Genomic DNA, 21,931 nt, shown 5'->3' with positions numbered 1-21,931 from the left:
GCAATGTCTTCACGCGCGAGCAACACGATTGGCGCCCTCCTACAGTCGGCTCGAAGCCTCGCGCTGTGAGTCGTACGTCCCTGCCTCAGTGACCGGCATCACCCCGTACCCGGTGTAACCCCCACCCTTTGTCCGGAGCCAACGAACCCCATGATCCGGCCTTTGTCGACCACTGACGGTGAGCGAGCCGATCCCCCTGGGATAGCGTCGCAGCGTCCCGTACCGCCCTCACCCTCGCGGAGTCCCCATGAGCACCGCTGCCGCCGCCCCCGTTCGCACCGGACAGGTCCTCGCCGACCTGCTCCCGGCCTCCCGCGTCCGCGACATCGCGCTCGTCGTCGGCGGCGCTGCGCTCACCGGCCTCGCGGCCCAGATCTCCGTGCCCGTGCCGGGCTCCCCGGTGCCGGTGACCGGTCAGACCCTCGCGGTGCTGCTGGTCGGCACGGCCCTCGGCGCCGGCCGCGGCTTCCTCTCGCTCGCGCTGTACGCGCTGGCGGGCATCGCGGGCGTGCCGTGGTTCGCGGACGGCACCTCCGGCGCGGCGGCCCCGTCCTTCGGCTACATCCTCGGCATGATCCTCGCGTCCACCGTCGTCGGCGCCCTGGCCCGCCGCGGCGCCGACCGCACCGCACTGCGCACGGTCGGCGCGATGGTGCTGGGCGAGGCGATCATCTACGCCGTCGGCGTCCCCTACCTGGCCCTGGCCACCGGCATGTCGGCGTCCGCCGCGATCGCGGCCGGCCTCACGCCGTTCCTGATCGGCGACGCGGTGAAGGCGGCCCTGGCGATGGGCGCGCTGCCCACCGCCTGGAAGCTGCTCGACCGCTGACGCGCTAGCTCCTGCGCAAGAGGCTCGCCGGGTCCGTGACTTCGACCCGACGAGCCTCTTTGGCTTTCCCGCGCCGGACAGCGAGCCCGTGGGCTCAGTCCGCGTGCCGCATCGGCCGCCGCAACTGCGACCACCACAGCCCTGCCGCGCCCGCCGCGATCAGCGCCGCGCCGGCCGCGCCCAGCGGCAGGACGTCACGACCGAGGCCGGTCTTGGGCAGTTCGTCGGGGCCGGGAGCCACCGGCTTGTTGTCGGTGCCGAGCAGCAGCGGGGTGGCAGGGGCGTCGGGCGACGGATTCGTCGTTCCGAACGGCACCGGGCCCTGCTGCCAGTACGTCTTCTTGCCGTCACCGGTCTGGACGGGGAGACAGATCTTGCCCTCCTTGCTGAGGTCGTACGTCGCGGCCACGGCGTACGACTTCGACTCACCGGCAGGGAGATTGTCGAGAGGGCAGGCGAAACCGCTGTTCGAGCCCTCCGGAAGATTGTTTTTCTCGATCGCCGAACAGCCTTCGACATTCTTGACGGTCAGGCCGTCGAAACCGACGACCAAAAGCTGGATCTTTCCGCTCTCCTTGGTCCCTTCGTTCTTCACCGTGGCAGTGATCTCGGTTTCTTGCGAACTGTTGTTCACCGAGATTTTCTCGGGCAGCTCGGTGGTGAGCTTCACCCCCGACGGTGCCTCGTCGATGACCTTTCCCCCCTTGCTGCTCCCGGGTCCCTGGTCGTCCGCACTGGCAGTGAAGGAAAGGATCATCACTGCCGAAAAAGATGTCGCGACCAGCGATCCCGCGATGGCCGTCGTGCGACGAGAACTCATGTTCGTCCCCCTTGCCTGCGCCTGAATTCGCAGTACTTGAAGAGCTACCACAAGATTTCTCCGCACTATGCTGGATCGGCACGAAGTGTGACCATTGTGTTTCAATGGCGGATGTCCGATGCGGCATCGAGGGGGGTGCAGTGGATTGCCGGGGAATACGAGGAGTGGCGGGGTTCCAGGTGTACTGGTGACGGGGCGATATCGCTTGGTCGAGAGTATCGGCCAGGGGGGAATGGGGCGCGTGTGGCGAGCGGTCGACGAAATTCTCGATCGACTGGTCGCCGTCAAGGAAATGCGCATCGACGGCCTGGATCCGGAGGACACCCGCACGCGCCGTGAACGCACCCTGCGCGAGGCGAGGGCGACGGCACGGATCGACCACCCCAACGTCGTACGGGTCTACGACGTGGTCGACGAGGGCGAACGCCTGTGGATCGTCATGGAGTTGGTGGCCGGCCGCTCACTGGAACGCATCATGGCGGAGGAGGGCCCGCTGCGGCCCGGCGAGGCGGCCCGGATCGGCATGGGGCTGGTGGCGGCGCTGCGGCAGGTCCACGACCGGGGCGTGCTGCACCGGGACATCAAGCCGGGCAACGTACTGGTGGAGTCGGAGGTGCGGCGCGGGCGGGGCCGCGTCGTCCTGACGGACTTCGGCATCGCGGCGATCCAGGACGCGAAGGCCCTCACCATGGTCGGCATGCTGGTCGGTTCCCCCGACTACATGGCCCCCGAGCGCATCTCCGGCCGGCCCCAGGGCCCGCCGTCCGACATCTGGTCCCTGGGCGCCACGCTGAGCGCGGCCCTCGCCGGCCGCTCCCCCTTCTCCCGCGACACGACCCTGGCGACCCTGCACGCGGTCCTCTACGAGGAGCCCGAACTCCCGCCCACGGCAGGCCCGTTGCGCGACGTCCTCGCCGCCCTCCTGGAGAAGGACCCCACCCTGCGCCCCGGCCTGGACGACCTGGAAACGGCCCTGCAGCCGGTGGCATACCCGACACCCACACCGACTGTGCCGGTTGTGGGCGCAGGGCTGGGTTGGGGAGGGCCGGCCGACTGGAGCGGCCGGGCCACCGACCCCTCGACGGCACCGAGCGGGGTTGAGGGGTCGGCTCCACCTGGGAGCGACCTCCCCGCAACTCTGCCGAGGGGGGATGGGCTTGCGGTGGTGCCGGGGGGTGGAGGGTCTTCGGCGGGGCCGGAGGGCGACGGGCCTTCGGCGGTGCCGGGGGTCGGCGAGTCTGCGGCGGGGCCGGAGGGTGGAGGTCCTGCGGCCGGATCGAGGGGGGACGGGTCTGGCTCGGTACCGGGTGTAGGCGGCGTGGCATTGGTGGCGGGTGGAGATGAGTCCGCGGCGGTGCCGGGTGAAAACGCCGCCGGGACGGTGCCGGGGGATAGCGAGCCTGCCGCGGTGCCGTGGGCAGGCGGGTCCGCTGGGGTGCCGGGTCGAGATGACGCCGGGACCGTCCAGCGCGGAGATGACGCCGTCGCTGTGCCATGGGCAGGTGAGTCTGCAACGCTGCCGAGGGCAGAGCGGTCCGCCAAGGTGCCGAGGGGTGCCGAGACTGCGACGGTGCCCGGTGGGGGAGGAGGGCCCGAGGCCGGTCCTGCGCGTGGGGACGTCGGGGCCGCGGCGGAGGTTTCGCCGGCCGGCCCCGAGCCGGACGTCGAACAGGCGAGGTCCGCCGAGGGGCAGCAGCCGGGCGCAGAGCCGCAGTTGCCGCCGAGTCAGGGCCCGGGCGCGGAGCCGCAGTTGCCTCCGGATCCCGAGGAAGCGCTCATACCCGGAACGGCTGCCGTACCGGAGCACGGCCCGGAGGCGGAATCGGCCCCCGTGGCCGACCTGACGCCCCAACCCGGTCCACCGCCCGAGTCCCCACCGGCCCCGCCACCCAGCCATACCCCGACCTTGACGCCCACACCGGCCCCTGACTTGGCGGCCAACCTGGCCCCGGCCCCGGCACCCAGCCATGCCCCGACGTTGACGCCCACACCGGCCCCTGACTTGGCGGCCAACCTGGCCCCGGCCCCGGCACCCAGCCATGCCCCGACGTTGACGCCTGCACCGGCCCCTGACTTGGCGGCCAACCCGGCCCCGGCACCCAGCCAGGCCCCGACCCCTGACACGGCGACCAACCCGGCGCCCACCCGGCCCTCGGATCCCGCAGCAGCCACCACGCCCCCCAGCGAATCCCCGACCCCCGCCCTCCTTGACCCTTCCCGAGTGCTGCTCCCGCCCGACCCGCGACAGCCGTCGGACGACGTACACGATGCGATACCGCCACGACACCGCTTGGCCCCGACCAGGGACGCCCGAACCGAGGCTCCACGCACCGAGCTTGCACACACGGAGCTTGCACGCACCGAGCCTGCACACACCGAGGCTCCACCCGCCGAGCGAACCCACCAGGCCAACCCCACCTCGGCCAACCTCACCCCGGCCAACCTCACCCCGGCCGGCCCCGCCCAGGCCAACCCCGCCTCGGCCAGCCCCACCCAAGCCACCCCCACCCCGGCCGGCCCCAACCCGTCCACACGCCCCCGGCCCACCCCCACCCCACCCGCACCCACCCAACCCCCCCGCGCCCCCAACGCCTCCACAGAACTCGCCCCCGGGTCCCGTTCGGAAGTGCACTCGGCGACCCCGGCTCGCAACTCCACCGGCCCCACGCCCTACCGTGCCGGCGTCTCCCTGGAGCGGGCCGAAGCGGTGACCGAGCGGCGGCCGGCTCCCGGGGCGGGGGTCCCGCTGAGCGGTTCGCGGCCCCACGGCGCCATGCCGCCCGGAGAGTTCCCCGGCCCGGCGGTTCCGGCTCGGCCCCGACCCGGGCGCGGGCATCGCCGTACGGGAATCGTCGCCGCCGTCGGCATCGCCGCCGCGGGCGCGGTCGTCGCGGTCGTCCTGGCCTCCGACTTCGGGTCGCCGAAGGACGACGAGGCGGGCGGCTCACCGACGCCCTCCACGGCCGCGTCCTCCCCGTCGTCCACGGTCGAGGGCACGTCGAGGCCGCAGAGCCTGCCGCCGGGCTCACGCCGTGAGGCGGGCGGGTTCGCGTGGGTGCCGCCCGAGGGCTGGCAGCGGGACGTCCAGACCGGCTCCGAGGTGCACTACACGTCACCGGACGCCAGACAGGAACTGGCCGCCAAGTCCTCCGTGGCCCGCGACGACCTGATGGACTCCTGGCAGAAGTCCGAGCAGAACGCCCAGCAGGGCGACTACAGCAAGATCCGGCTGGAACGCACGACCTTCCGCGGGCACCCGGCGGTCGTATGGGAGTACACCTTCACCCTCAAGGGAGACCCCTGGCACGCCCAGCTACTCGGCTTCACCGTGGGCGGGAAGTCGTACCAGATCAACACGTGGTACCGCCCGGACGTCGAGGCACAGGCCCTGAAGACCTACGCAAAGGTCCGGGACACCTTCACGGTGCTGTGACCGTGCGGAGGACAAGAAGACAAGAGGGGCGACGGGGTGGCACCCCGTCGCCCCTCGGCCGGCACACGGCCGACGACTCAGCCGGTCTTGACCTCGTCGCGCGGCGCCTGCGCGTCTGCGGCCTCGACGCCCGCCGGGCGCCCGCCGCCGATCTTCTCCTTCACGAAGGCGATGATCAGCACGACCGCGGCGACGAGCAGCGACAGCAGCACGGTCTTGCGGCCGTCGTGCTCGGTGTCGGTCAGCATGTAGCCGAGCACGAACACGATCAGCGCGGCCGTCGCCCAGGTCAGGTACGGGTACAGCCACATCTTCACGACGAGCTTCTCCGGCGCCTCACGCTGGATGATCTTGCGCATGCGGAGCTGCGAGAAGCAGATCGCGAGCCACACGAACAGCGCGACCGCACCGGAGGAGTTGACGAGGAAGAGGAAGACGGAGTCCGGGAACTTGTAGTTGAAGAACACGGCCACGAAGCCGAACGCCACGGACGCGAGGATCGCGGTGCGCGGCACGCCGTTGCCGGTCGTGCGGGCGAAGGACTGCGGCGCGTCCCCGCGCTGGCCGAGGGAGAAGGCCATGCGGGAGGCGGTGTAGAGGCCCGAGTTGAGACAGGACAGCACCGAGGTCAGCACGATGAAGTTCATGATCTCACCGGCGTTCGGGATGCCGAGGGAGTCGAGCGCGGCCACGTACGAGCCGTCCTCGGCGATGGACTTGCTGTCCCAGGGCAGCAGGGTCACCACGACGAAGATCGAGCCGAGGTAGAAGACCGCGACACGCCAGATGATGCTGTTGGTGGCCTTGGTGACGGCCTTCTGCGGGTTCTCCGACTCACCGGCGGCCAGGGTGGCGATCTCGCTGCCCATGAAGGAGAAGACGACGAGCAGCACACCGGTGAGGATGGCGCCGGGGCCGTTGGGCAGGAATCCGCCGTGTTCGGTGAGGTTGCTCAGTCCCGCCTGGTCGCTGTCGACACCCGGCAGCACCCCGAAGACGGCCAGACCGCCGATGACGATGAATGCGGCGATCGCGACGACCTTGATCCCGGCGAACCAGAACTCGAACTCGCCGTACGAGGCGACGGAGACCAGGTTGGTGGCGGTCAGCACCACCATGACGATCAGGGCCCAGGCCCACTGCGGCACGGCCGGGATCCAGCCCTCCAGGATCACCGCACCGGCGGTCGCCTCGACCGCCAGCACGACCACCCAGAAGAACCAGTACAGCCAGCCGATGGAGAACCCGGCCCAGCGGCCGAGCGCCCGGTCGGCGTGGGCGGAGAACGAGCCGGACGTCGGGTTGGCCGCCGACATCTCACCGAGCATCCGCATCACCAGCACCACGAGCGTGCCGACGAGTGCGTAGGAAAGGAGGATGCCGGGTCCGGCGGTGGCGATACCGGAGCTGGACCCGACGAAGAGTCCTGCGCCGATCACGCCGCCGATGGCGATCATGGACAGATGACGGTTCTTGAGTCCGGCCTGTAGGCCGTGGCCGCCGGGGGCCGGTCCGGCCGTCTTCTGTGTCGGCTGCGAAGTCATGGAACGGATTTCCTTTGCGCCGTGGGGAGCGGTTCTCGCACTGGCGGATTGCGTATGGCGTACGAGTCGGACCAGTGAATCGGAGGAGAACGGATTCGGGAACCTTTGATTCGGGATTGTTACTTGAGGTTTCCTTGAGCTTCCATAGTCCAGATCACAATTGACGTGATCGACACCCGGCGCTGCTGCCCGGAAACAGCCGTGTCACACTCGTCCCATGCGCGTGTATCTCGGCTCGGACCATGCGGGCTACGAACTCAAGAACCACCTCGTCGACTGGCTCAAGGCGGCCGGCCACGACCCCGTCGACTGCGGCCCCCACATCTACGACGCCCAGGACGACTACCCGCCCTTCTGCCTCCGTGCGGCGGAGCGGACGGCCGCGGACCCCGACGCCCTCGGCATCGTGATCGGCGGCTCGGGCAACGGCGAGCAGATCGCCGCGAACAAGGTGAAGGGCGTCCGCGCGGCCCTGGCCTGGAGCGAGGAGACCGCCTCGCTCGGCCGTCAGCACAACAACGCCAACGTCGTCGCGGTGGGTGCGCGTATGCACACGACGGACGAGGCGACCAAGTTCGTCGAGACCTTCCTGGGCACCCCGTTCTCGGGTGACGAGCGCCACATCCGCCGCATCGACATGCTCGCGGCCTACGAGACGACGGGCGACCTGCCCGCGATCCCGGCCCACCACCCGCAGCAGTAGCTCGGCCTCTTTCAGCCCGTCCGGCGCTTGAGGACGAGGCCCGTTCAGGGCCGATGCGGGGGTCTGTGGGCTGCAGCCCCCAGCGGGGTGGAAGGGGCGGAGCCCCTTCAGGATGGGACGGGTAGGGGCGGCGGGGGCGAGAAACCGACGCGCGGCCCCACCCACCCACACACGACGAAGGAGCCACCGTGCCTGAGGGGCACACCATCCACCGGCTGGCCCAGGACTACGCCGCCGCGTTCCTGGGCACGGCCCCCCGGGTCACCAGCCCCCAGGGCAAGTTCTCCGACGCCGCGGCCCTCCTCGACCGTGCCGAACTCACCCGCACCGAGGCCCACGGCAAACACCTCTTCCTCGGCTTCCGCGACGCCGACTGGATCCACATCCACCTCGGCCTCTTCGGCAAGGTCGACTTCGGCGACGCCCCCGCACCCCCGCCCACCGACACGGTCCGGCTCCGCCTCGCGAACACCACCGCGTACGTGGACCTCCGCGGCCCCACCACCTGCGCCCTGATCGCCGACACCGAGAAGCAGGCGGTGCACGACCGCCTCGGCCCCGACCCGCTGCGCGACGACGCCGACCCGCACCAGGCGTACCGGCGGATCTCCCGCAGCCGTACGACGATCGCCGCCCTGCTCATGGACCAGAAGATCATCGCGGGCGTCGGCAACGTCTACCGCGCCGAGGTCCTCTTCCGGCATCGCATCGACCCCTACCGCGCGGGCAAGGACATCACCCCGGCCCAGTGGGACGTCATTTGGACGGACCTCGTCGAGCTGATGCACGAGGGCGTCCGCAACAACCGCATCGACACCGTCCGCCCCGAGCACACCCCGGAGGCGATGGGTCGCCCGCCCCGCGTCGACGACCACGGCGGCGAGGTATACGTCTACCGGCGGGCCACCCTGCCCTGCCACATCTGCGGCAGCGAGATCCGCACCGCCGGCCTCGCCGCCCGCAACCTGTTCTGGTGCCCGAACTGCCAGCGGCCGTAAGGCAGTCCGGCCTGCGTCAGAAGCCGTGCGGCAGCCAGGGCGCCACCGTGGACGCGAAGCCCACCGACGCCTCCGTCAGCGCCCCCTGCCGCAGCTCCCGCACCCGCCCGGCCGCGCCCAGCGCCGCGAGGCTCACGCCTCCCAGGTAGGCCGCCCCCAACTCCCGTACGGACAGGGCGAGATCGGCCGCCTCGGTCGTACGCTCGCACGACGCGCCCTTGGCGTCCCCGCTCAGCCGCCAACGCCCGGTGTTCCAGGGGCAGAAGTCGTCCTTCACCTCGAACACCACATCCACCGGCGCCTGATACGTCCGCGCCTGCAGAGCGGCCCCGACGTCCACCAACCGGACATGCAGGGCGTCCTTCACCCGGACCGCGCACCGCCGGATGTCCGAGACCTGGTGCAGCCACGCCTCGTCCACCGGCCGTGCCCACGCCTTCACCGTGGACGTCAGGTCGATGTCGAACAGGAACCGCCACAGCGCGGCCTGCGCCGCCGGATCCAGGGCCTGGACGTCCCTCAGCAGGACGGCACCGCTCGGGCCGCTGCCGTCCCACTCCGGCTTGACGCGGAAGCGCGCGTACCCGACGACCTCGCCCTCCCGCTCCGCCAGTACGCACTGGAGCGGCGACGCGCCCTCCCGGTCGCTCTCCGGGTCGAGCAGCCCGAGCCGCTCCCAGCCCGGCAGCCGGGCGATCATCCCCGGCCGGCCGGACACCCGGCGCGCGTACACGGCCTCGCACGCGTCGAGGACGTCGGCCGGTACGGCGTAGCGCAGATGTACGTCATCGGTGCCGGGCGGCACGGACAGCCGCACGCGCGAGGTGTCGATCTCGGCGCTGACCTGATGGCTGCCGATGCCGTAGCCGAACCGGCCGTAGATCGCCGGCTCGGAGGCGGTCAGCACCGCCAGCGGCCAGCCCCACTCGCGCACGTCGTCGAGCTGCCGGCGCATCATCGACGTCAGCACGCCGCGCCGGCGGTGCGTGGCGGCGACGCTGACCATCGTGACGCCGGCGGCGGGCACGGCCGCCCCGCCGGGCACGGTGAGCCGGAAGCTGAACGCCCCGGCCGTCCCCACGCACGCGGGCCCGTCCCAGACCCCGAAGGACCGGTCGAACTCGGTGAGCGAGTTCCACAGCTTCCGCTCCTCGGCCGCCTCCGCGACCCCACCGAAGGCGCGGATGAGGGTCTCGTACCAGATGTCCCACTCGTCCTGATGCAGCGTCCGCAGCTCCAGGCGGTCGGCCTCGCTCCCACTGTCTTTCGCCATGAACCATGCCTACCAGCGCAATGCGGGACGAGCGAGGGAATTTCTCCTTGGCGGCGGCGGGACGCCTTTCCGTGAAGTTCACTGTGAAGTTGAACCTCGGACGGGGGACAAGTGGGACCTCCCGTGCCAAGCAACTGGTCCGATGGATAGGGTCCCGAACTAATGGCAGCAGGACGAGAGCGGCGCGCGGCGGCCGAGACGTTCATGGCCCGGTTGAGGATGCACTGGCACCGGGCCCGCGTCGGCGTGCGCAGAAGCGCCGTGGACTACTTCCGCGGTGACGGCTCGGACTGGGTCGCGCTCGCCGGACTGCTCCTGACCGTGCCGCTGATCTGTGCCGCCACGATGGCCAACTCCGTCTGGTTCTCACCGGCCGCGCTGGTCCTGCCGATCGTGGCCGGCGGGCTGCTGCTGCGCCCGGCGAGCCTGCTGGGCCTGTACGCGGCGGCGGCCACCGCCCTCATCGTCGAGTCGGTGCAACTGGGCCCGTACACCGAAGGCCCGTCCAGGGTCACCCCGGGCGTGGTGCTGGTCGTGGCGGCGTGCGGCTTCTTCGGTCTGCTCATCGCGCAGTTCCGCAGCCGGGTCGGCGTGCCCTGGCGGCGCGGCGGCACCATGCTCTTCGACCTGCGCGAACGCATCCGCGTACAGAGCAAGCTGCCGCAGTTGCCGCACGGCTGGCACCGCGAGATGGCGCTGCGCCCGGCGGGCGGTCAGTCCTTCTCCGGCGACTTCGTCGTGGCGGCCCGCACGAACGGCGGCCGCACCCTGGAGGCCGTCCTGACGGACGTGTCCGGCAAGGGCATGGACGCGGGCTCCCGCGCCCTGCTGCTCTCCGGAGCCTTCGGCGGCCTTCTGGGCAGCCTGCCCCCGCACGCGTTCCTGCCCGCCGCCAACGGCTACCTCCTGCGCCAGGACTGGGACGAGGGTTTCGCCACCTCGATCCACCTCGTCCTCGACCTCGACTCGGGCGACTACGAGCTCTACTCGGCGGGCCACCCGCCGGGCCTGCAACTGAGCGCGGGCAGCGGCCGCTGGGAGGAGAAGGCGGCCGAGGGCCCCCTCCTCGGCGTGTACGACGGCGCCCAGTTCGACCCCGTGAAGGGCTCGCTGCGCCCCGGCGACGTGCTGATGCTGTTCACGGACGGCCTGGTCGAGACGTCCGACCGCGACATCGTCGAGGGCATAGACCGCCTCACCGGCGAGGCCGACCGCTATGTCGCCGGCGGCTTCCACGGCGCGGCCTGGCACCTCATCGAGGCCGTGGCGAAGGACGTCAACGACGACCGGGCGCTCCTGCTGATCTCCCGCGAGGGCCCGACGACCACGACGGCCCGCTGAGCCTGGACGGCACCGCAGAGGCGACACTGGGCGGGTGACCGAGACACCTCAGCCGCAGGGCCCCCCGCACTCGACGCTGTCCCTCGCCGACGTGGAGGCCGTCGCGCGCGCCGCCCACGTGGGGCAGACCGACAAGGCCGGGCGGCCGTACACCGAGCATCTGAGCGCCGTCGCCGAGGGCGTACGCGCGCGTGGCGGCGACGAGGAGCAGATCGCCGCGGCCTGGCTGCACGACGCCGTGGAGGACGACGCGCTGTCCGAGCGGTGGCTGGAGGAGGCCGCGCTGAGCCGTCGTACCAAGGACGTGGTGCGCGCGGTCACCAAGCGGGCCGGAGAGCCGCCGGAGGCCTATGCGGCGCGGATCCTCGCCACCCCGGGCGCGCTGCTGGTGAAGGAGGCGGACCTGGCGCACAACGCGGACCCGGCGCGCCTCGCGGTCCTGGACGAGACGACCCGGAAACGACTGACCGAGAAGTACGCACGCATGCGCGCACTTCTCGGTCTGTCCGGAGACTGACGCTCCTCGATATGAACCCTCGATGACCGGAGGGCGGCTCTCCTCGTTGTGAAGGAACGGCGCAGGGTCAGGCGTTGACCTTCTCGCGGGCCGTCGCGCCCTCGCGCTTCTCCCGCTCCCGCGCCAGCTCGGCGGCGTCCCGCTTGAACGCCCACTCCATCTTGGGCTCCATCGCGAACCGGAACACCCGCTGCACCGGCGCGGTGCACAGCAGCGTGACGCCGGCGGCCGCGACGACGCTGACGAAGATCTCGCCGAGCGGGCGCTGCAACCAGGCGTGCTCGAACCAGCCCTGGTAGTCACCGGCCTTCACGACGAAGCCGTGCAGCAGATAGCCGTACAGCGTGCCCGCGCCGAGCGCCGTGAACCACATGCGGCGGCGCGGCACCCAGGCGAAGAAGCAGGCCGTCAGCAGCAGCGAGCAGCCGAACATCGCCAGCACCATGACCGGCCCGGCCCACCACGGCGCGCCCAGCTCCTGTGCGGAGTCCCGGTGGTAGAACCACGCGGTGTTCATGCGCGGCACCGCCCACCAGCCGAAGGCCAGCGCGACCGCGAACACCGGCACGGACAGGATCCGCACCTTGCGCGTGCGCACCATGTGGAAGTGCTCGGGCTTCATGATCAGGCCCAGCACGAAGTACGGCAGGAACTGAAGGACCCGCTGGAGGTCGAGGTCGTCGCCGATCTCGGGGGTGACCGTCGCCGCCATGGCGAGGCCGAGCGCGATCGGCAGCGGCCAGCGCACCGTCTTCCAGATCGGCGTCGTCATCCGCCAGATGAACAGCGCGCACAGGAACCACGTCAGGTACCACGGGTCCAGGAGGCTGATCTCCTGGCTCGGGTCCTCGTCGATCCAGCGCTTGAACAGCGGATAGGCCGTCTCGAAGACGATGTACGGCACCGCGACGCCGGTGATCAGGCGCTTCAGCCGGTTGGGGCTCGCGTCGAAACTGCGCGAGAAGAAGCCGGAGATGATGATGAACGCCGGCATGTGGAAGGTGTACACGACGGTGTACACGGCCTCCAGGATCCGGCTGTCGCCCTTGATCGGCTCCCAGGCGTGGCCTATGGCGACGAGCACGATCGCCAGGTACTTGGCGTTGTCGAAGAACGAGTCGCGCTGCTTGGCACCGCTGGACGCGGCTCTGGCGTCGCCCTGAGCCTTCCTGCCCTGCGGTGAGCGCGGACTCGGCACTCCGTCCGCCGACTGCTGTGTCGGGGGGAGTGGCGCTCTGTTGTGGCCGTGCGGTCGTAGCGAGTCCGTCACAGACCCTCCCGTCGGAAGCCCGGGTATCGGATCCAGGACCTCGCTGCGCATGCGGGGGACGAGGCAGCGTGGAACATCTGAGGCACCCTAGCGTTGCCTGTGGGATTTCGTAAAACCCCCGAGGTCATTAGCGGTTATTACGCGCGACTTCACGTGTACAGCGAACATGCACCTGCCGGACACCTGTTGGTCACCCCACTTGTCCGGATTCATCCTGACTAAGTAGCGCATATGGCAAGGAGGTGACGCCGATGAAATGATCACCGGGCCGCGAATTCGAAATGCCGGCGAACACGTTGTGTGGCGATGGAAACGATCCCGTCGAATTCTCCGCGCGGATGTCTCTCCTAATTGCCGCACGAGCGTGACGCGACAGGTCGGTGCGTCCCGAGGACCCGCACGGTTCCGGCACAGGTGTGGCGAACGAAACGTCACGTGCCGCATAGCGGGGCCCGGTTGGTGGCACGATGGTTCTGGCGGGGGTGCGCGGGGTCGCGTCCCCGGGCCGGGAGAGCGGACCGACCGAGGGTGTGATCTGTTGTGGCCATTTCGCTGTCAGTGGTGTTGCTGTTGGCGATCGTGTTGGTGGTGCTGATCCGTGGCGGATCCCTGAAGGCCGGCCCCGCCGTCGTCGCCGTGCTGTTCGGCTTCTTCCTCGCCTCGACCGGCATGGCCGACGACATCCAGCGGTTCCTCAACTCGATAGCCGAGACCATCAACTCCATCCAGTTCTAAGGTCCGTGGCGCGGCATCCAGGGCCCGTGGGCCGGGCCGGAGGGGTACGGATACCCTCGTTCGTGATCGTCGAACGTGATGGAACGACGGTGCGGACGGGGGACGTACGGGATGGCGCTGCGCGAAACGGACCCGGCTGAGGTCGGGGGCTACCGGATCGAGGACCGCCTCGGCTCCGGCGGCATGGGCGTGGTCTACCTGGCCCGCTCCGCCTCCGGTCGCCGCCTCGCCCTCAAGGTCGTGCACGCTCAGTACGCCGACGACGACGAGTTCCGCATCCGCTTCCGCCGCGAGGTGGCCGCCGCCCGCCAGGTCAGCGGCGCCTTCACGGCCCCCGTCGTGGACGCGGACGCCGACGCGTCGCGCCCCTGGATGGCCACGCTCTACATCCCCGGCGAGGACCTCGGCACCCACGTCCGCCGCCACGGCCCCCTGCCGCTGCCGCAACTGCGCGAACTCGCCGCCGGCCTCGCCGAGGCCATCCGGGACATCCACCGCGCCGGGATGGTCCACCGGGACCTGAAACCGGCCAATGTGATGCTCGCCGAGGACGGCCCCCGGGTCATCGACTTCGGCATCTCCCGTGCCACCGAGTTCGCCGCCTCCGACGTGCTCACCCAGACGGGGCGCGTGATGGGCACCCCGCCCTTCATGTCCCCCGAGCAGTTCTCGTCCCCGCAGGACGTGGGCCCCGCCGCCGACGTCTTCTCCCTCGGCTCGGTCGTCGCCTACGCCGCCACCGGCCGCGGCCCCTTCGACAGTCCGAGCCCCTACGAGACGGCCCTGCGAGTGGTCGACGGCGCCCCGGAACTCGACGGGGTTCCGCCCGAGTTGCTCCCATTCGTCCAGTTCTGCCTGGAAAAGCATCCCAAATCCCGGCCGTCGCCGGACGAGTTGCTCCACCTCCTGCGCGACGGCGAACTCCCCGACCCGCGACCCGCCCCCCGGGCGGTCCCCGCCGCGGACGCCCCCAGGGCTCCACGCTCCCGGCGGCGCAAACGCCTCCTCCTCGCCTCCGCCCTAGGCGCCTTCCTCCTGACCGCCGCGACCACCCTCACGGTCCTCGCGGTCACCTCGGAGCCGACCCCGATCGCACGCGACCTGCCCGCCGGCTGGCAGGAGTGGCACAGGAAGTCCAAGGATCCGAACGCCGACCAGGACCCCATCGGGGCCGACGGCCCGTTCAGCCGCTGCGCGGCCACCGGCAGGTCCCTCGTCTGCGCGGGCGACGACGTCATGGCGACCCGCTTCGCCCTCGCCGACGGCAGCAACACCTGGGCCCGCCCGATCGACGGCACCCCCGACGAGCTCGGCAGCAGCGACCTGGGCACGGTCATCGCCGCCCGCAGCGGCCGCGTGTACGTGTACGGCGCCGACGACAGGGCCGAGGGCGAATTCAACCCCTCCCGCTACACGATCCAGGCCCTGGACGCCGAGACCGGCAAGGTGATCTGGAAGACGGTCACCGGCGACGGCCGGGAATCGACGGAACCGAACAGCGAGCAGGGCTACTCCGCCGCCATCCCCGAGGGCGTCGTCGCCGTCTACGGCCCGAAGGGGCGGCAGTACGCCCTGCTCGACGCCGCGGACGGCAAGGTCCGCTGGAAACGCCCGCTGCCGGCCCCGGACGCCCAGACGTGCCTGCTGCGCAGCGCCGCCCGCAACGCCTACCTCGTGTGCCAGAAGTGGGCCGACGACGCCATCGCCGGCACGTCCTTCACGCAGCTCGACCCGGCCACGGGGCGCCCCCGCTGGACCGTGACCGTGGACAAGGACCAGGACGTCGTCGGACAGGCCGACGGACGCCTGGTCGTCCTCAACACGACCGGAACCCGCCGCACCCTGACCCTGATCAACGCCGCCTCGCACGTCGTGACGACGGTACGGCTGTCCGAGCCCCAGCCCGAGGCCGCGACCCCCACTCTCCTGAACGGCACGCTCTACGTCACCTCCTCCAGCGGCAGCGTCCGCGCCATCGCTCCGGACAGCGGGCGCAAGCTGTGGGAGAGCAACTCCACCGTGGAGTCGCCGGGCCCGCCGACCGCCTCCGCGACCCACCTCTATCTGGCGTCCCCCAGCGGCCGCCTGGCCGCCCTGAACCTGCGCACCGGCACGGTCGAGGCCACCCTCCAGGGCCGCGACGACGGCGGCACCGCCGACTCCACCGGCATAGGCGCTCCACTGACCCTCGTCGGCGACGCCCTCTACGTCCCGTACGGCATCCGCTCCGTCTACACGGTGGACGTACGCAACCTGAGCACCTGACGCCGGAAACGATCAGGGCCAGGTGGAGGAAATTGCCTCTGGCCTGGCCCTGAGTCGTACAGAGCGGGCGACGGGAATCGAACCCGCGTAGCTAGTTTGGAAGACTAGGGCTCTACCATTGAGCTACGCCCGCACAGGACGCGCCGCAGGTCAGATGACCGCGGCACAGGATGCATCGTAGCGGGTCGGCCCCCCTCGTCGCACACCCCGTAAATGCGGCGGCCCCACTGCCTGCGGGCATGTACCCTACGTGTCGCACCAGCACGGGGTGTGGCGCAGCTTGGTAGCGCGTCCGCTTTGGGAGCGGAAGGCCGTGGGTTCAAATCCCGCCACCCCGACCAGGACCGGTGAAGACCGGCCACATGCGCGACGACCTCGTGTGATCGCCTTCCGTGATCGCCTTTGGGGGCGTGTCCCCGCTGCCGTTACTATGCAAGCTGCACGCCCGTGTGTCTCTCCGTATGAAGTCACGAAGTCCTCCGGGCGGCGAATCCGCCGGACCAGTCTGGCTCCGGCAGAAACCAAGAAGTCAGCCACAAGGAGACCGAACCGTGAAGAGCGCCGTGGAGACCCTGAACCCGACTCGGGTTCGGCTCACTGTCGAGGTGCCCTTCGAGGAGCTCAAGGACAGCCTCGACGCGGCGTACAAGAAGATCAACCAGCAGGTCACGGTGAAGGGCTTCCGTAAGGGCAAGATCCCGGCCCGCGTCATCGACCAGCGGTTCGGCCGTGGCGCCGTGCTGGAAGAGGCCGTCAACGACGCGCTGCCGAAGTTCTACACCGAGGCGGTCAACGAGGCCGATCTCAACGTCCTGGGCCAGCCCGAGGTCGACATCACCGAGCTGAAGGACGGCGAGACGCTGAACTTCACCGCCGAGGTCGACATCCGTCCGACCATCGAGATCCCGGACTACTCCGGCATCGAGGTCGAGGTCGACGCCGTCGAGGTGACGGACGAGGACATCGAGAAGTCGGTCGAGCAGCTTCGTGAGCGCTTCGCGTCGACCTCCCCGGTCGAGCGTGCCGCCGAGGACGGCGACGTCGTCACCATCGACCTGGAGGCCAAGGTCGACGGCGAGGTCCTGGAGGACGGCGTCGCTTCCGGCGTCTCCTACACCATCGGCTCCGGCGAGCTGCTGGACGGCATCGACGACGCCGTGAAGGGCGTGGAGGCCGGTGGCGAGGCCACCTTCACCTCCGAGCTCAAGGGCGGCTCGGCGGCCGGCAAGGAGGCCGAGGTCACCGTCAAGGTCACCCAGGTCGCAGCCCGCGAACTGCCCGAGCTGGACGACGAGTTCGCGCAGCTCGCCTCCGAGTTCGACACCCTCGACGAGCTCAAGGCCGACAGCCGCAAGCGCCTCGAGAACATGAAGCAGTACGACCAGGCCACGCAGGCCCAGGAGCGCGTCCTGGAGAAGCTGCTCGAGCTGGTCGAGGTGCCCGTCCCCGAGAAGCTGCTCGAGGACGAGATCAACACCCGTAAGCACAACCTCGAGCACCACCAGCTCGGCCAGATGGGCCTCGACCTCGAGAAGTACCTCGAGATCCAGGGCAAGACGGTCGAGGAGTTCGACGCCGAGACCAAGGAAGCCGCGGTCAAGGGCATCAAGACGCAGTTCGTGCTGGACGAGCTCGTCAAGCAGGAGAAGCTGAACGTCAACCAGGAGGAGCTCACCGAGCACCTCATGCGTCGCGCCGCCTCCTCCGGCATGTCCCCCGACCAGTTCGCCCAGGCCGTCGTCGAGGGCGGTCAGGTTCCGCTCCTGGTCGGCGAGGTCGCCCGCGGCAAGGCCCTGGCCGTCGTGGTCGAGAAGGCCGTGGTCAAGGACACCAACGGCGAGGTCATCGACCTGGACGACGAGGACGAGGTCGAGCAGGCCACCGAGACGGTCGAGGCCGCCGAGGGCACCGCCGACGAGGCCGCCGAGGAGAAGACCGAGGGCTGAGCCCACGGCACCGAGTAGCTCGTAGGAAGGGCCCTGGGGATGCGATATCCCCGGGGCCCTTCTTTCGTACGGCTGCTGCAGCACCGGTGAGGGGCGCGGGGAACTGCGCGAACAGCCACGACGCATCCCGCAGCCGCCCAGGGCCCGGCGGAGCAACGGCGCGCAGGCATCGGCCCACCGCCGGCGGCTCTACGCCCCCGGCGAACACTCCCGGAACCGGGATGGCACCGCACAGCCTGCGCGTTAGGGTCCATGAGTATGGGGGCAGGGAAGTCGGCGAAACCGCCGGGCCCCCCGCAGGGAACACGTGAGACGGCCCGGCGCCGTCGTAAGACGAGCAGGTGGAGACGTGACGAATCTGATGCCCTACGCCGCCGGCGAGCCCTCTATCGGTGGTGGCCTCGGCGACCAGGTCTACAACCGGCTGCTCGGCGAGCGGATCATCTTCCTCGGCCAGCCGGTCGACGACGACATCGCGAACAAGATCACCGCACAGCTTCTGCTCCTTGCCGCCGACCCGGACAAGGACATTTACCTGTACATCAACAGCCCGGGCGGTTCGATCACGGCCGGTATGGCGATCTACGACACCATGCAGTTCATCAAGAACGACGTGGTGACCATCGCCATGGGCCTCGCCGCCTCGATGGGTCAGTTCCTGCTCAGCGCGGGCACCCCCGGCAAGCGCTTCGCGCTGCCGAACGCCGAGATCCTGATCCACCAGCCCTCCGCGGGCCTGGCGGGCTCGGCCTCCGACATCAAGATCCACGCCGAGCGGCTGCTGCACACCAAGAAGCGCATGGCCGAGCTCACCTCCCAGCACACCGGCCAGTCGGTCGAGCAGATCACCCGCGACTCGGACCGCGACCGCTGGTTCGACGCCTTCGAGGCCAAGGAGTACGGCCTCATCGACGACGTCATCCCGACGGCCGCCGGCATGCCGGGCGGCGGCGGCACCGGGGCGGCCTGAGGCCACCCCTGAAAGCCCCAGCCGACCGCCACAGCCTCTAGGAGACAGACAGTGAACGACTTCCCCGGCAGCGGCCTGTACGACCGCACGAGCGCCGAGTACACCGGCCCCGCCGCCGAGTCCCGCTACGTGATCCCGCGCTTCGTGGAGCGCACCTCGCAGGGCATCCGCGAGTACGACCCGTACGCGAAGCTCTTCGAGGAGCGCGTGATCTTCCTCGGCGTGCAGATCGATGACGCCTCCGCCAACGACGTCATGGCGCAGTTGCTGTGCCTGGAGTCGATGGACCCCGACCGGGACATCTCGGTCTACATCAACAGCCCCGGCGGCTCCTTCACCGCGCTCACGGCCATCTACGACACGATGCAGTTCGTGAAGCCGGACATCCAGACGGTCTGCATGGGTCAGGCGGCCTCCGCCGCGGCCATCCTGCTGGCCGCCGGTACGCCCGGCAAGCGCATGGCGCTGCCCAACGCCCGTGTGCTGATCCACCAGCCGTACAGCGAGACCGGCCGCGGTCAGGTCTCCGACCTGGAGATCGCCGCCAACGAGATCCTCCGGATGCGCGCGCAGCTCGAGGAGATGCTGGCCAAGCACTCCACCACGCCGATCGAGAAGATCCGCGAGGACATCGAGCGCGACAAGATCCTCACGGCCGAGGACGCGCTGTCGTACGGGCTGATCGACCAGATCATCTCCACCCGGAAGATGAACAACGCCGACGTTCGCTGACGCGGACCCGGTATTGTCTGCTGCCCCTTGGCACGGTTTGAGACGGTGCACGTCAAAGTGAACCGCGCCAAGGGGGGCCCGAACGGGGGGCCAGGCAAGGTACCGTCGACATAAGGCAGCACCAGGAGCCGCTGGATTCGAAAACGTCCAGGCGTCTCCCAGGCGAAGGGGAAGCACACCGTGGCACGCATCGGTGACGGCGGCGATCTGCTCAAGTGCTCGTTCTGCGGCAAGAGCCAGAAGCAGGTCAAGAAGCTCATCGCAGGCCCTGGTGTGTACATCTGCGACGAGTGCATCGATCTCTGCAACGAGATCATCGAGGAAGAGCTCGCGGAGACCAGCGAGGTGCGCTGGGAGGAACTCCCCAAGCCCCGCGAGATCTACGAGTTCCTCGAGGGCTATGTGGTCGGCCAGGAAGCCGCCAAGAAGGCGCTCTCCGTCGCCGTCTACAACCACTACAAGCGCGTTCAGGCCGGCGAGAACGGCGGCGCCCAAGGCCGTGACGACGCCATCGAGTTGGCGAAGTCCAACATCCTGCTGCTGGGCCCCACGGGCTCCGGCAAGACGCTGCTCGCGCAGACCCTGGCGCGCATGCTGAACGTCCCGTTCGCCATCGCCGACGCCACCGCGCTGACGGAGGCGGGCTATGTCGGCGAGGACGTCGAGAACATCCTGCTGAAGCTGATCCAGGCGGCCGACTACGACGTCAAGAAGGCCGAGACCGGGATCATCTACATCGACGAGATCGACAAGGTCGCGCGTAAGAGTGAAAATCCGTCGATCACCCGGGACGTCAGCGGCGAGGGTGTCCAGCAGGCCCTGCTGAAGATCCTCGAAGGCACGACGGCCTCGGTCCCGCCGCAGGGCGGCCGCAAGCACCCGCACCAGGAGTTCATCCAGATCGACACGACGAACGTCCTGTTCATCGTGGGCGGCGCGTTCGCCGGGCTGGAGAAGATCATCGAGTCGCGGGCCGGCGCCAAGGGCATCGGCTTCGGCGCGACGATCCGCTCCAAGCGGGAGCTGGAGGCCAAGGACCAGTTCGAGGACGTCATGCCGGAGGACCTGGTCAAGTTCGGCATGATCCCTGAGTTCATCGGCCGTCTCCCGGTCATCACCTCGGTCCACAACCTCGACCGCGAGGCCCTGCTCCAGATCCTGGTCGAGCCGCGCAACGCCCTCGTCAAGCAGTACCAGCGCCTCTTCGAACTCGACGGCGTGGAGCTGGACTTCGAGCGCGAGGCCCTCGAGGCCATCGCCGACCAGGCCATCCTCCGCCAGACCGGAGCCCGCGGCCTGCGCGCCATCATGGAGGAAGTCCTCCAGGGCGTGATGTACGAGATCCCGTCCCGCAAGGACGTGGCCCGCGTCGTCATCACGGCCGACGTCGTCCACTCGAACGTGAACCCGACCCTGATCCCGCGCGACGCGCGCCGCGGACCGGGCGAGCAGAAGTCGGCGTAGCCGCACCAAGGACACGCGAAGGGGCCCCGGTCAACCGACCGGGGCCCCTTCGCATTTGACGCTTCGGGCGTCAGGCCTTGACGCGGATCTCCGCGCGGACCTTCGTGGTGATGTCCACGGCGACGTCCTTGGGGACGCCCTGGGTGGCATCACCGGGCGACACCATCGCGATGGTGCTGTAGTCCGCCCACGCGCAGAACCAGTCCGTCTTCTCCTTCTTGGTGGCCGGGTCGGTGCCCTTGGCCGCCTGGCACTTCATGACCGCGCCGTCGAGGTCGACGGACTCGGCCTCACCGACCAGCTCGGTCTTGCCCGCCCCGGAGGAGCCGGAGGAGGAGTCCTTCTCGGCCGACTTCTTGAAGTCGGTGAAGAACTTGTCCAGCGCCGCCTCGGGGTCTGCGACCTCGCCGTAGGCACCGAAGTACGTGATGCCCTTGGCCGTCGCGAGCTCGGAGAGATCCGGCGTGGTGCTCGGGTCGCTGGGGTCGTAACCGCTCAGGTCCGCCGTCGAGTAGACGCCGACGACGCTCTCGCCGTTCTTGACGCCGCTCTTCTCCAGGTCCTTGGCGGTGTCGTTGGACCCGCCGATGGACTGGCCGACCTTGCTGGCGCGGGTGTACTCGCTGAGCAGCTTCTCGGGCGTGGCCAGCTTGTGCGCCCCGTCGTCCTCGAGGTTGCCCGCGCCGCTGCTGCTGCCGCCGAAGACGAAGTACGCGCCGACGCCGATCGCGACCACTACGGCCACGGCGCCGATGATCAGGCCGGTCTTCTTGCCGCCGCCACCCGGCGCCGGCGGCTGCGGCATGCCGTACGGCTGCTGACCGTAGGGCTGCTGTTGGCCGTACGGGGGCTGCTGGCCGTAGGGCTGCTGGGGCGGGACGCCCTGCGGGGGCTGCTGCGGGTAGCCGTACCCGGGCTGGGCCGGCGGAGTCTGCTGGGGGTAGCCATAGCCGGGCTGGGGTGCCTGCGGCTGCTGGCCGTAGGGACCGGGCTGCTGAGGCTGCCCGCCATACGGACCGGGCTGCTGAGGCTGCCCGCCGTACGGGCCCGGCTGGTTGTAGCTCATTTCTGGGTTCCCCTCCAGATGCTTA

At 69.9% G+C, this 21,931-nt stretch carries 17 protein-coding genes and 2 tRNA genes; 13 read left to right on the top strand and 6 right to left on the bottom strand.

All coding sequences use genetic code 11. The features are described from left to right. Nucleotides 1–247: 247 nt before the first annotated feature. Complete coding sequence (locus ACZ69Q_RS29555; protein WP_471047286.1) at nucleotides 248–829, top strand: biotin transporter BioY; 582 nt, start codon at nucleotides 248–250, stop codon at nucleotides 827–829. 94 nt (nucleotides 830–923) lie between these two features. Here the strand turns inward: ACZ69Q_RS29555 and ACZ69Q_RS29550 are convergent, their stop codons facing one another. Next, nucleotides 924–1,649 (bottom strand): hypothetical protein, encoded by a 726-nt coding sequence (locus ACZ69Q_RS29550; protein WP_471047283.1) that lies wholly within the window; start codon nucleotides 1,647–1,649, stop codon nucleotides 924–926. 241 nt (nucleotides 1,650–1,890) lie between these two features. On the opposite strand from ACZ69Q_RS29550, the gene ACZ69Q_RS29545 reads away from it, so the two are divergent. Next, the gene (locus tag ACZ69Q_RS29545; RefSeq protein WP_471047281.1) at nucleotides 1,891–5,082 is read left to right on the top strand and encodes a serine/threonine-protein kinase; all 3,192 of its coding nucleotides are present in this window, start codon (nucleotides 1,891–1,893) and stop codon (nucleotides 5,080–5,082) included. A gap of 77 nt (nucleotides 5,083–5,159) precedes the next feature. Here the strand turns inward: ACZ69Q_RS29545 and ACZ69Q_RS29540 are convergent, their stop codons facing one another. Further along, nucleotides 5,160–6,626, bottom strand: a complete 1,467-nt coding sequence (locus ACZ69Q_RS29540) for an amino acid permease (protein WP_471047279.1) — start codon at nucleotides 6,624–6,626, stop codon at nucleotides 5,160–5,162. Between the two features lie 217 nt (nucleotides 6,627–6,843). On the opposite strand from ACZ69Q_RS29540, the gene ACZ69Q_RS29535 reads away from it, so the two are divergent. Both ACZ69Q_RS29535 and ACZ69Q_RS29530 read left to right on the top strand, forming a co-directional pair. Continuing rightward, entirely contained in the window at nucleotides 6,844–7,329 is a 486-nt protein-coding gene (locus ACZ69Q_RS29535) for a ribose-5-phosphate isomerase (protein ID WP_471047277.1), read from the top strand. A gap of 188 nt (nucleotides 7,330–7,517) precedes the next feature. Next, entirely contained in the window at nucleotides 7,518–8,327 is an 810-nt protein-coding gene (locus ACZ69Q_RS29530) for an Fpg/Nei family DNA glycosylase (protein WP_471047274.1), read from the top strand. Nucleotides 8,328–8,343: 16 nt separating this feature from the next. Here the strand turns inward: ACZ69Q_RS29530 and ACZ69Q_RS29525 are convergent, their stop codons facing one another. Further along, nucleotides 8,344–9,600 carry a GNAT family N-acetyltransferase gene (locus ACZ69Q_RS29525; protein WP_471047271.1) on the bottom strand — a complete coding sequence of 419 codons (1,257 nt, stop codon included), beginning with the start codon at nucleotides 9,598–9,600 and terminating at the stop codon, nucleotides 8,344–8,346. 162 nt (nucleotides 9,601–9,762) lie between these two features. On the opposite strand from ACZ69Q_RS29525, the gene ACZ69Q_RS29520 reads away from it, so the two are divergent. Together ACZ69Q_RS29520 and ACZ69Q_RS29515 are read left to right on the top strand one after the other, a co-directional pair. Beyond that, nucleotides 9,763–10,941 (top strand): PP2C family protein-serine/threonine phosphatase, encoded by a 1,179-nt coding sequence (locus ACZ69Q_RS29520; protein ID WP_471047268.1) that lies wholly within the window; start codon nucleotides 9,763–9,765, stop codon nucleotides 10,939–10,941. Between the two features lie 34 nt (nucleotides 10,942–10,975). Further along, on the top strand, nucleotides 10,976–11,458 hold the full coding sequence (locus tag ACZ69Q_RS29515) for an HD domain-containing protein (protein WP_471047266.1): 483 nt from the start codon (nucleotides 10,976–10,978) through the stop codon (nucleotides 11,456–11,458). A 67-nt stretch (nucleotides 11,459–11,525) separates the two neighbouring features. Here ACZ69Q_RS29515 and ACZ69Q_RS29510 read toward each other — a convergent pair whose 3' ends face one another. Continuing rightward, nucleotides 11,526–12,728: an acyltransferase family protein gene (locus ACZ69Q_RS29510; protein WP_471047263.1), complete on the bottom strand. Its 1,203-nt coding sequence runs from the start codon at nucleotides 12,726–12,728 to the stop codon at nucleotides 11,526–11,528. Nucleotides 12,729–13,268: 540 nt separating this feature from the next. Between ACZ69Q_RS29510 and ACZ69Q_RS29505 the strand changes: the two genes are divergently transcribed. Both ACZ69Q_RS29505 and ACZ69Q_RS29500 read left to right on the top strand, forming a co-directional pair. Beyond that, nucleotides 13,269–13,463, top strand: a complete 195-nt coding sequence (locus ACZ69Q_RS29505; RefSeq protein WP_004001285.1) for a hypothetical protein — start codon at nucleotides 13,269–13,271, stop codon at nucleotides 13,461–13,463. A gap of 111 nt (nucleotides 13,464–13,574) precedes the next feature. Beyond that, complete coding sequence (locus tag ACZ69Q_RS29500; protein WP_471047261.1) at nucleotides 13,575–15,728, top strand: serine/threonine-protein kinase; 2,154 nt, start codon at nucleotides 13,575–13,577, stop codon at nucleotides 15,726–15,728. A gap of 62 nt (nucleotides 15,729–15,790) precedes the next feature. Here ACZ69Q_RS29500 and ACZ69Q_RS29495 read toward each other — a convergent pair. Next, nucleotides 15,791–15,861: transfer RNA gene (locus ACZ69Q_RS29495), tRNA-Gly, on the bottom strand. A 131-nt stretch (nucleotides 15,862–15,992) separates the two neighbouring features. Here ACZ69Q_RS29495 and ACZ69Q_RS29490 point away from each other — a divergent pair. The 5 genes from ACZ69Q_RS29490 (at nucleotide 15,993) to clpX (ending at nucleotide 20,840) form a co-directional block, all read left to right on the top strand. After that, nucleotides 15,993–16,069: transfer RNA gene (locus ACZ69Q_RS29490), tRNA-Pro, on the top strand. Nucleotides 16,070–16,279: 210 nt separating this feature from the next. After that, nucleotides 16,280–17,674, top strand: coding sequence for a trigger factor (gene tig / locus ACZ69Q_RS29485; RefSeq protein ID WP_471047258.1), 1,395 nt, complete (start codon nucleotides 16,280–16,282; stop codon nucleotides 17,672–17,674). A 361-nt stretch (nucleotides 17,675–18,035) separates the two neighbouring features. Continuing rightward, nucleotides 18,036–18,644 (top strand): ATP-dependent Clp protease proteolytic subunit, encoded by a 609-nt coding sequence (locus tag ACZ69Q_RS29480; RefSeq protein WP_030967072.1) that lies wholly within the window; start codon nucleotides 18,036–18,038, stop codon nucleotides 18,642–18,644. 51 nt (nucleotides 18,645–18,695) lie between these two features. Beyond that, the gene (locus tag ACZ69Q_RS29475; protein WP_471047255.1) at nucleotides 18,696–19,376 is read left to right on the top strand and encodes an ATP-dependent Clp protease proteolytic subunit; all 681 of its coding nucleotides are present in this window, start codon (nucleotides 18,696–18,698) and stop codon (nucleotides 19,374–19,376) included. Nucleotides 19,377–19,556: 180 nt separating this feature from the next. Further along, nucleotides 19,557–20,840, top strand: a complete 1,284-nt coding sequence (gene clpX / locus ACZ69Q_RS29470; RefSeq protein ID WP_030967070.1) for an ATP-dependent Clp protease ATP-binding subunit ClpX — start codon at nucleotides 19,557–19,559, stop codon at nucleotides 20,838–20,840. A 70-nt stretch (nucleotides 20,841–20,910) separates the two neighbouring features. On the opposite strand, the gene ACZ69Q_RS29465 is transcribed toward clpX, so the two are convergent. Then, nucleotides 20,911–21,906 carry a hypothetical protein gene (locus ACZ69Q_RS29465; RefSeq protein WP_471047252.1) on the bottom strand — a complete coding sequence of 332 codons (996 nt, stop codon included), beginning with the start codon at nucleotides 21,904–21,906 and terminating at the stop codon, nucleotides 20,911–20,913. Between the last annotated feature and the right edge of the window lie 25 nt (nucleotides 21,907–21,931).

This window comes from Streptomyces sp. NPDC036764, from assembly GCF_055609385.1.
This window is presented reverse-complemented; position numbering and strand designations above follow the sequence as displayed.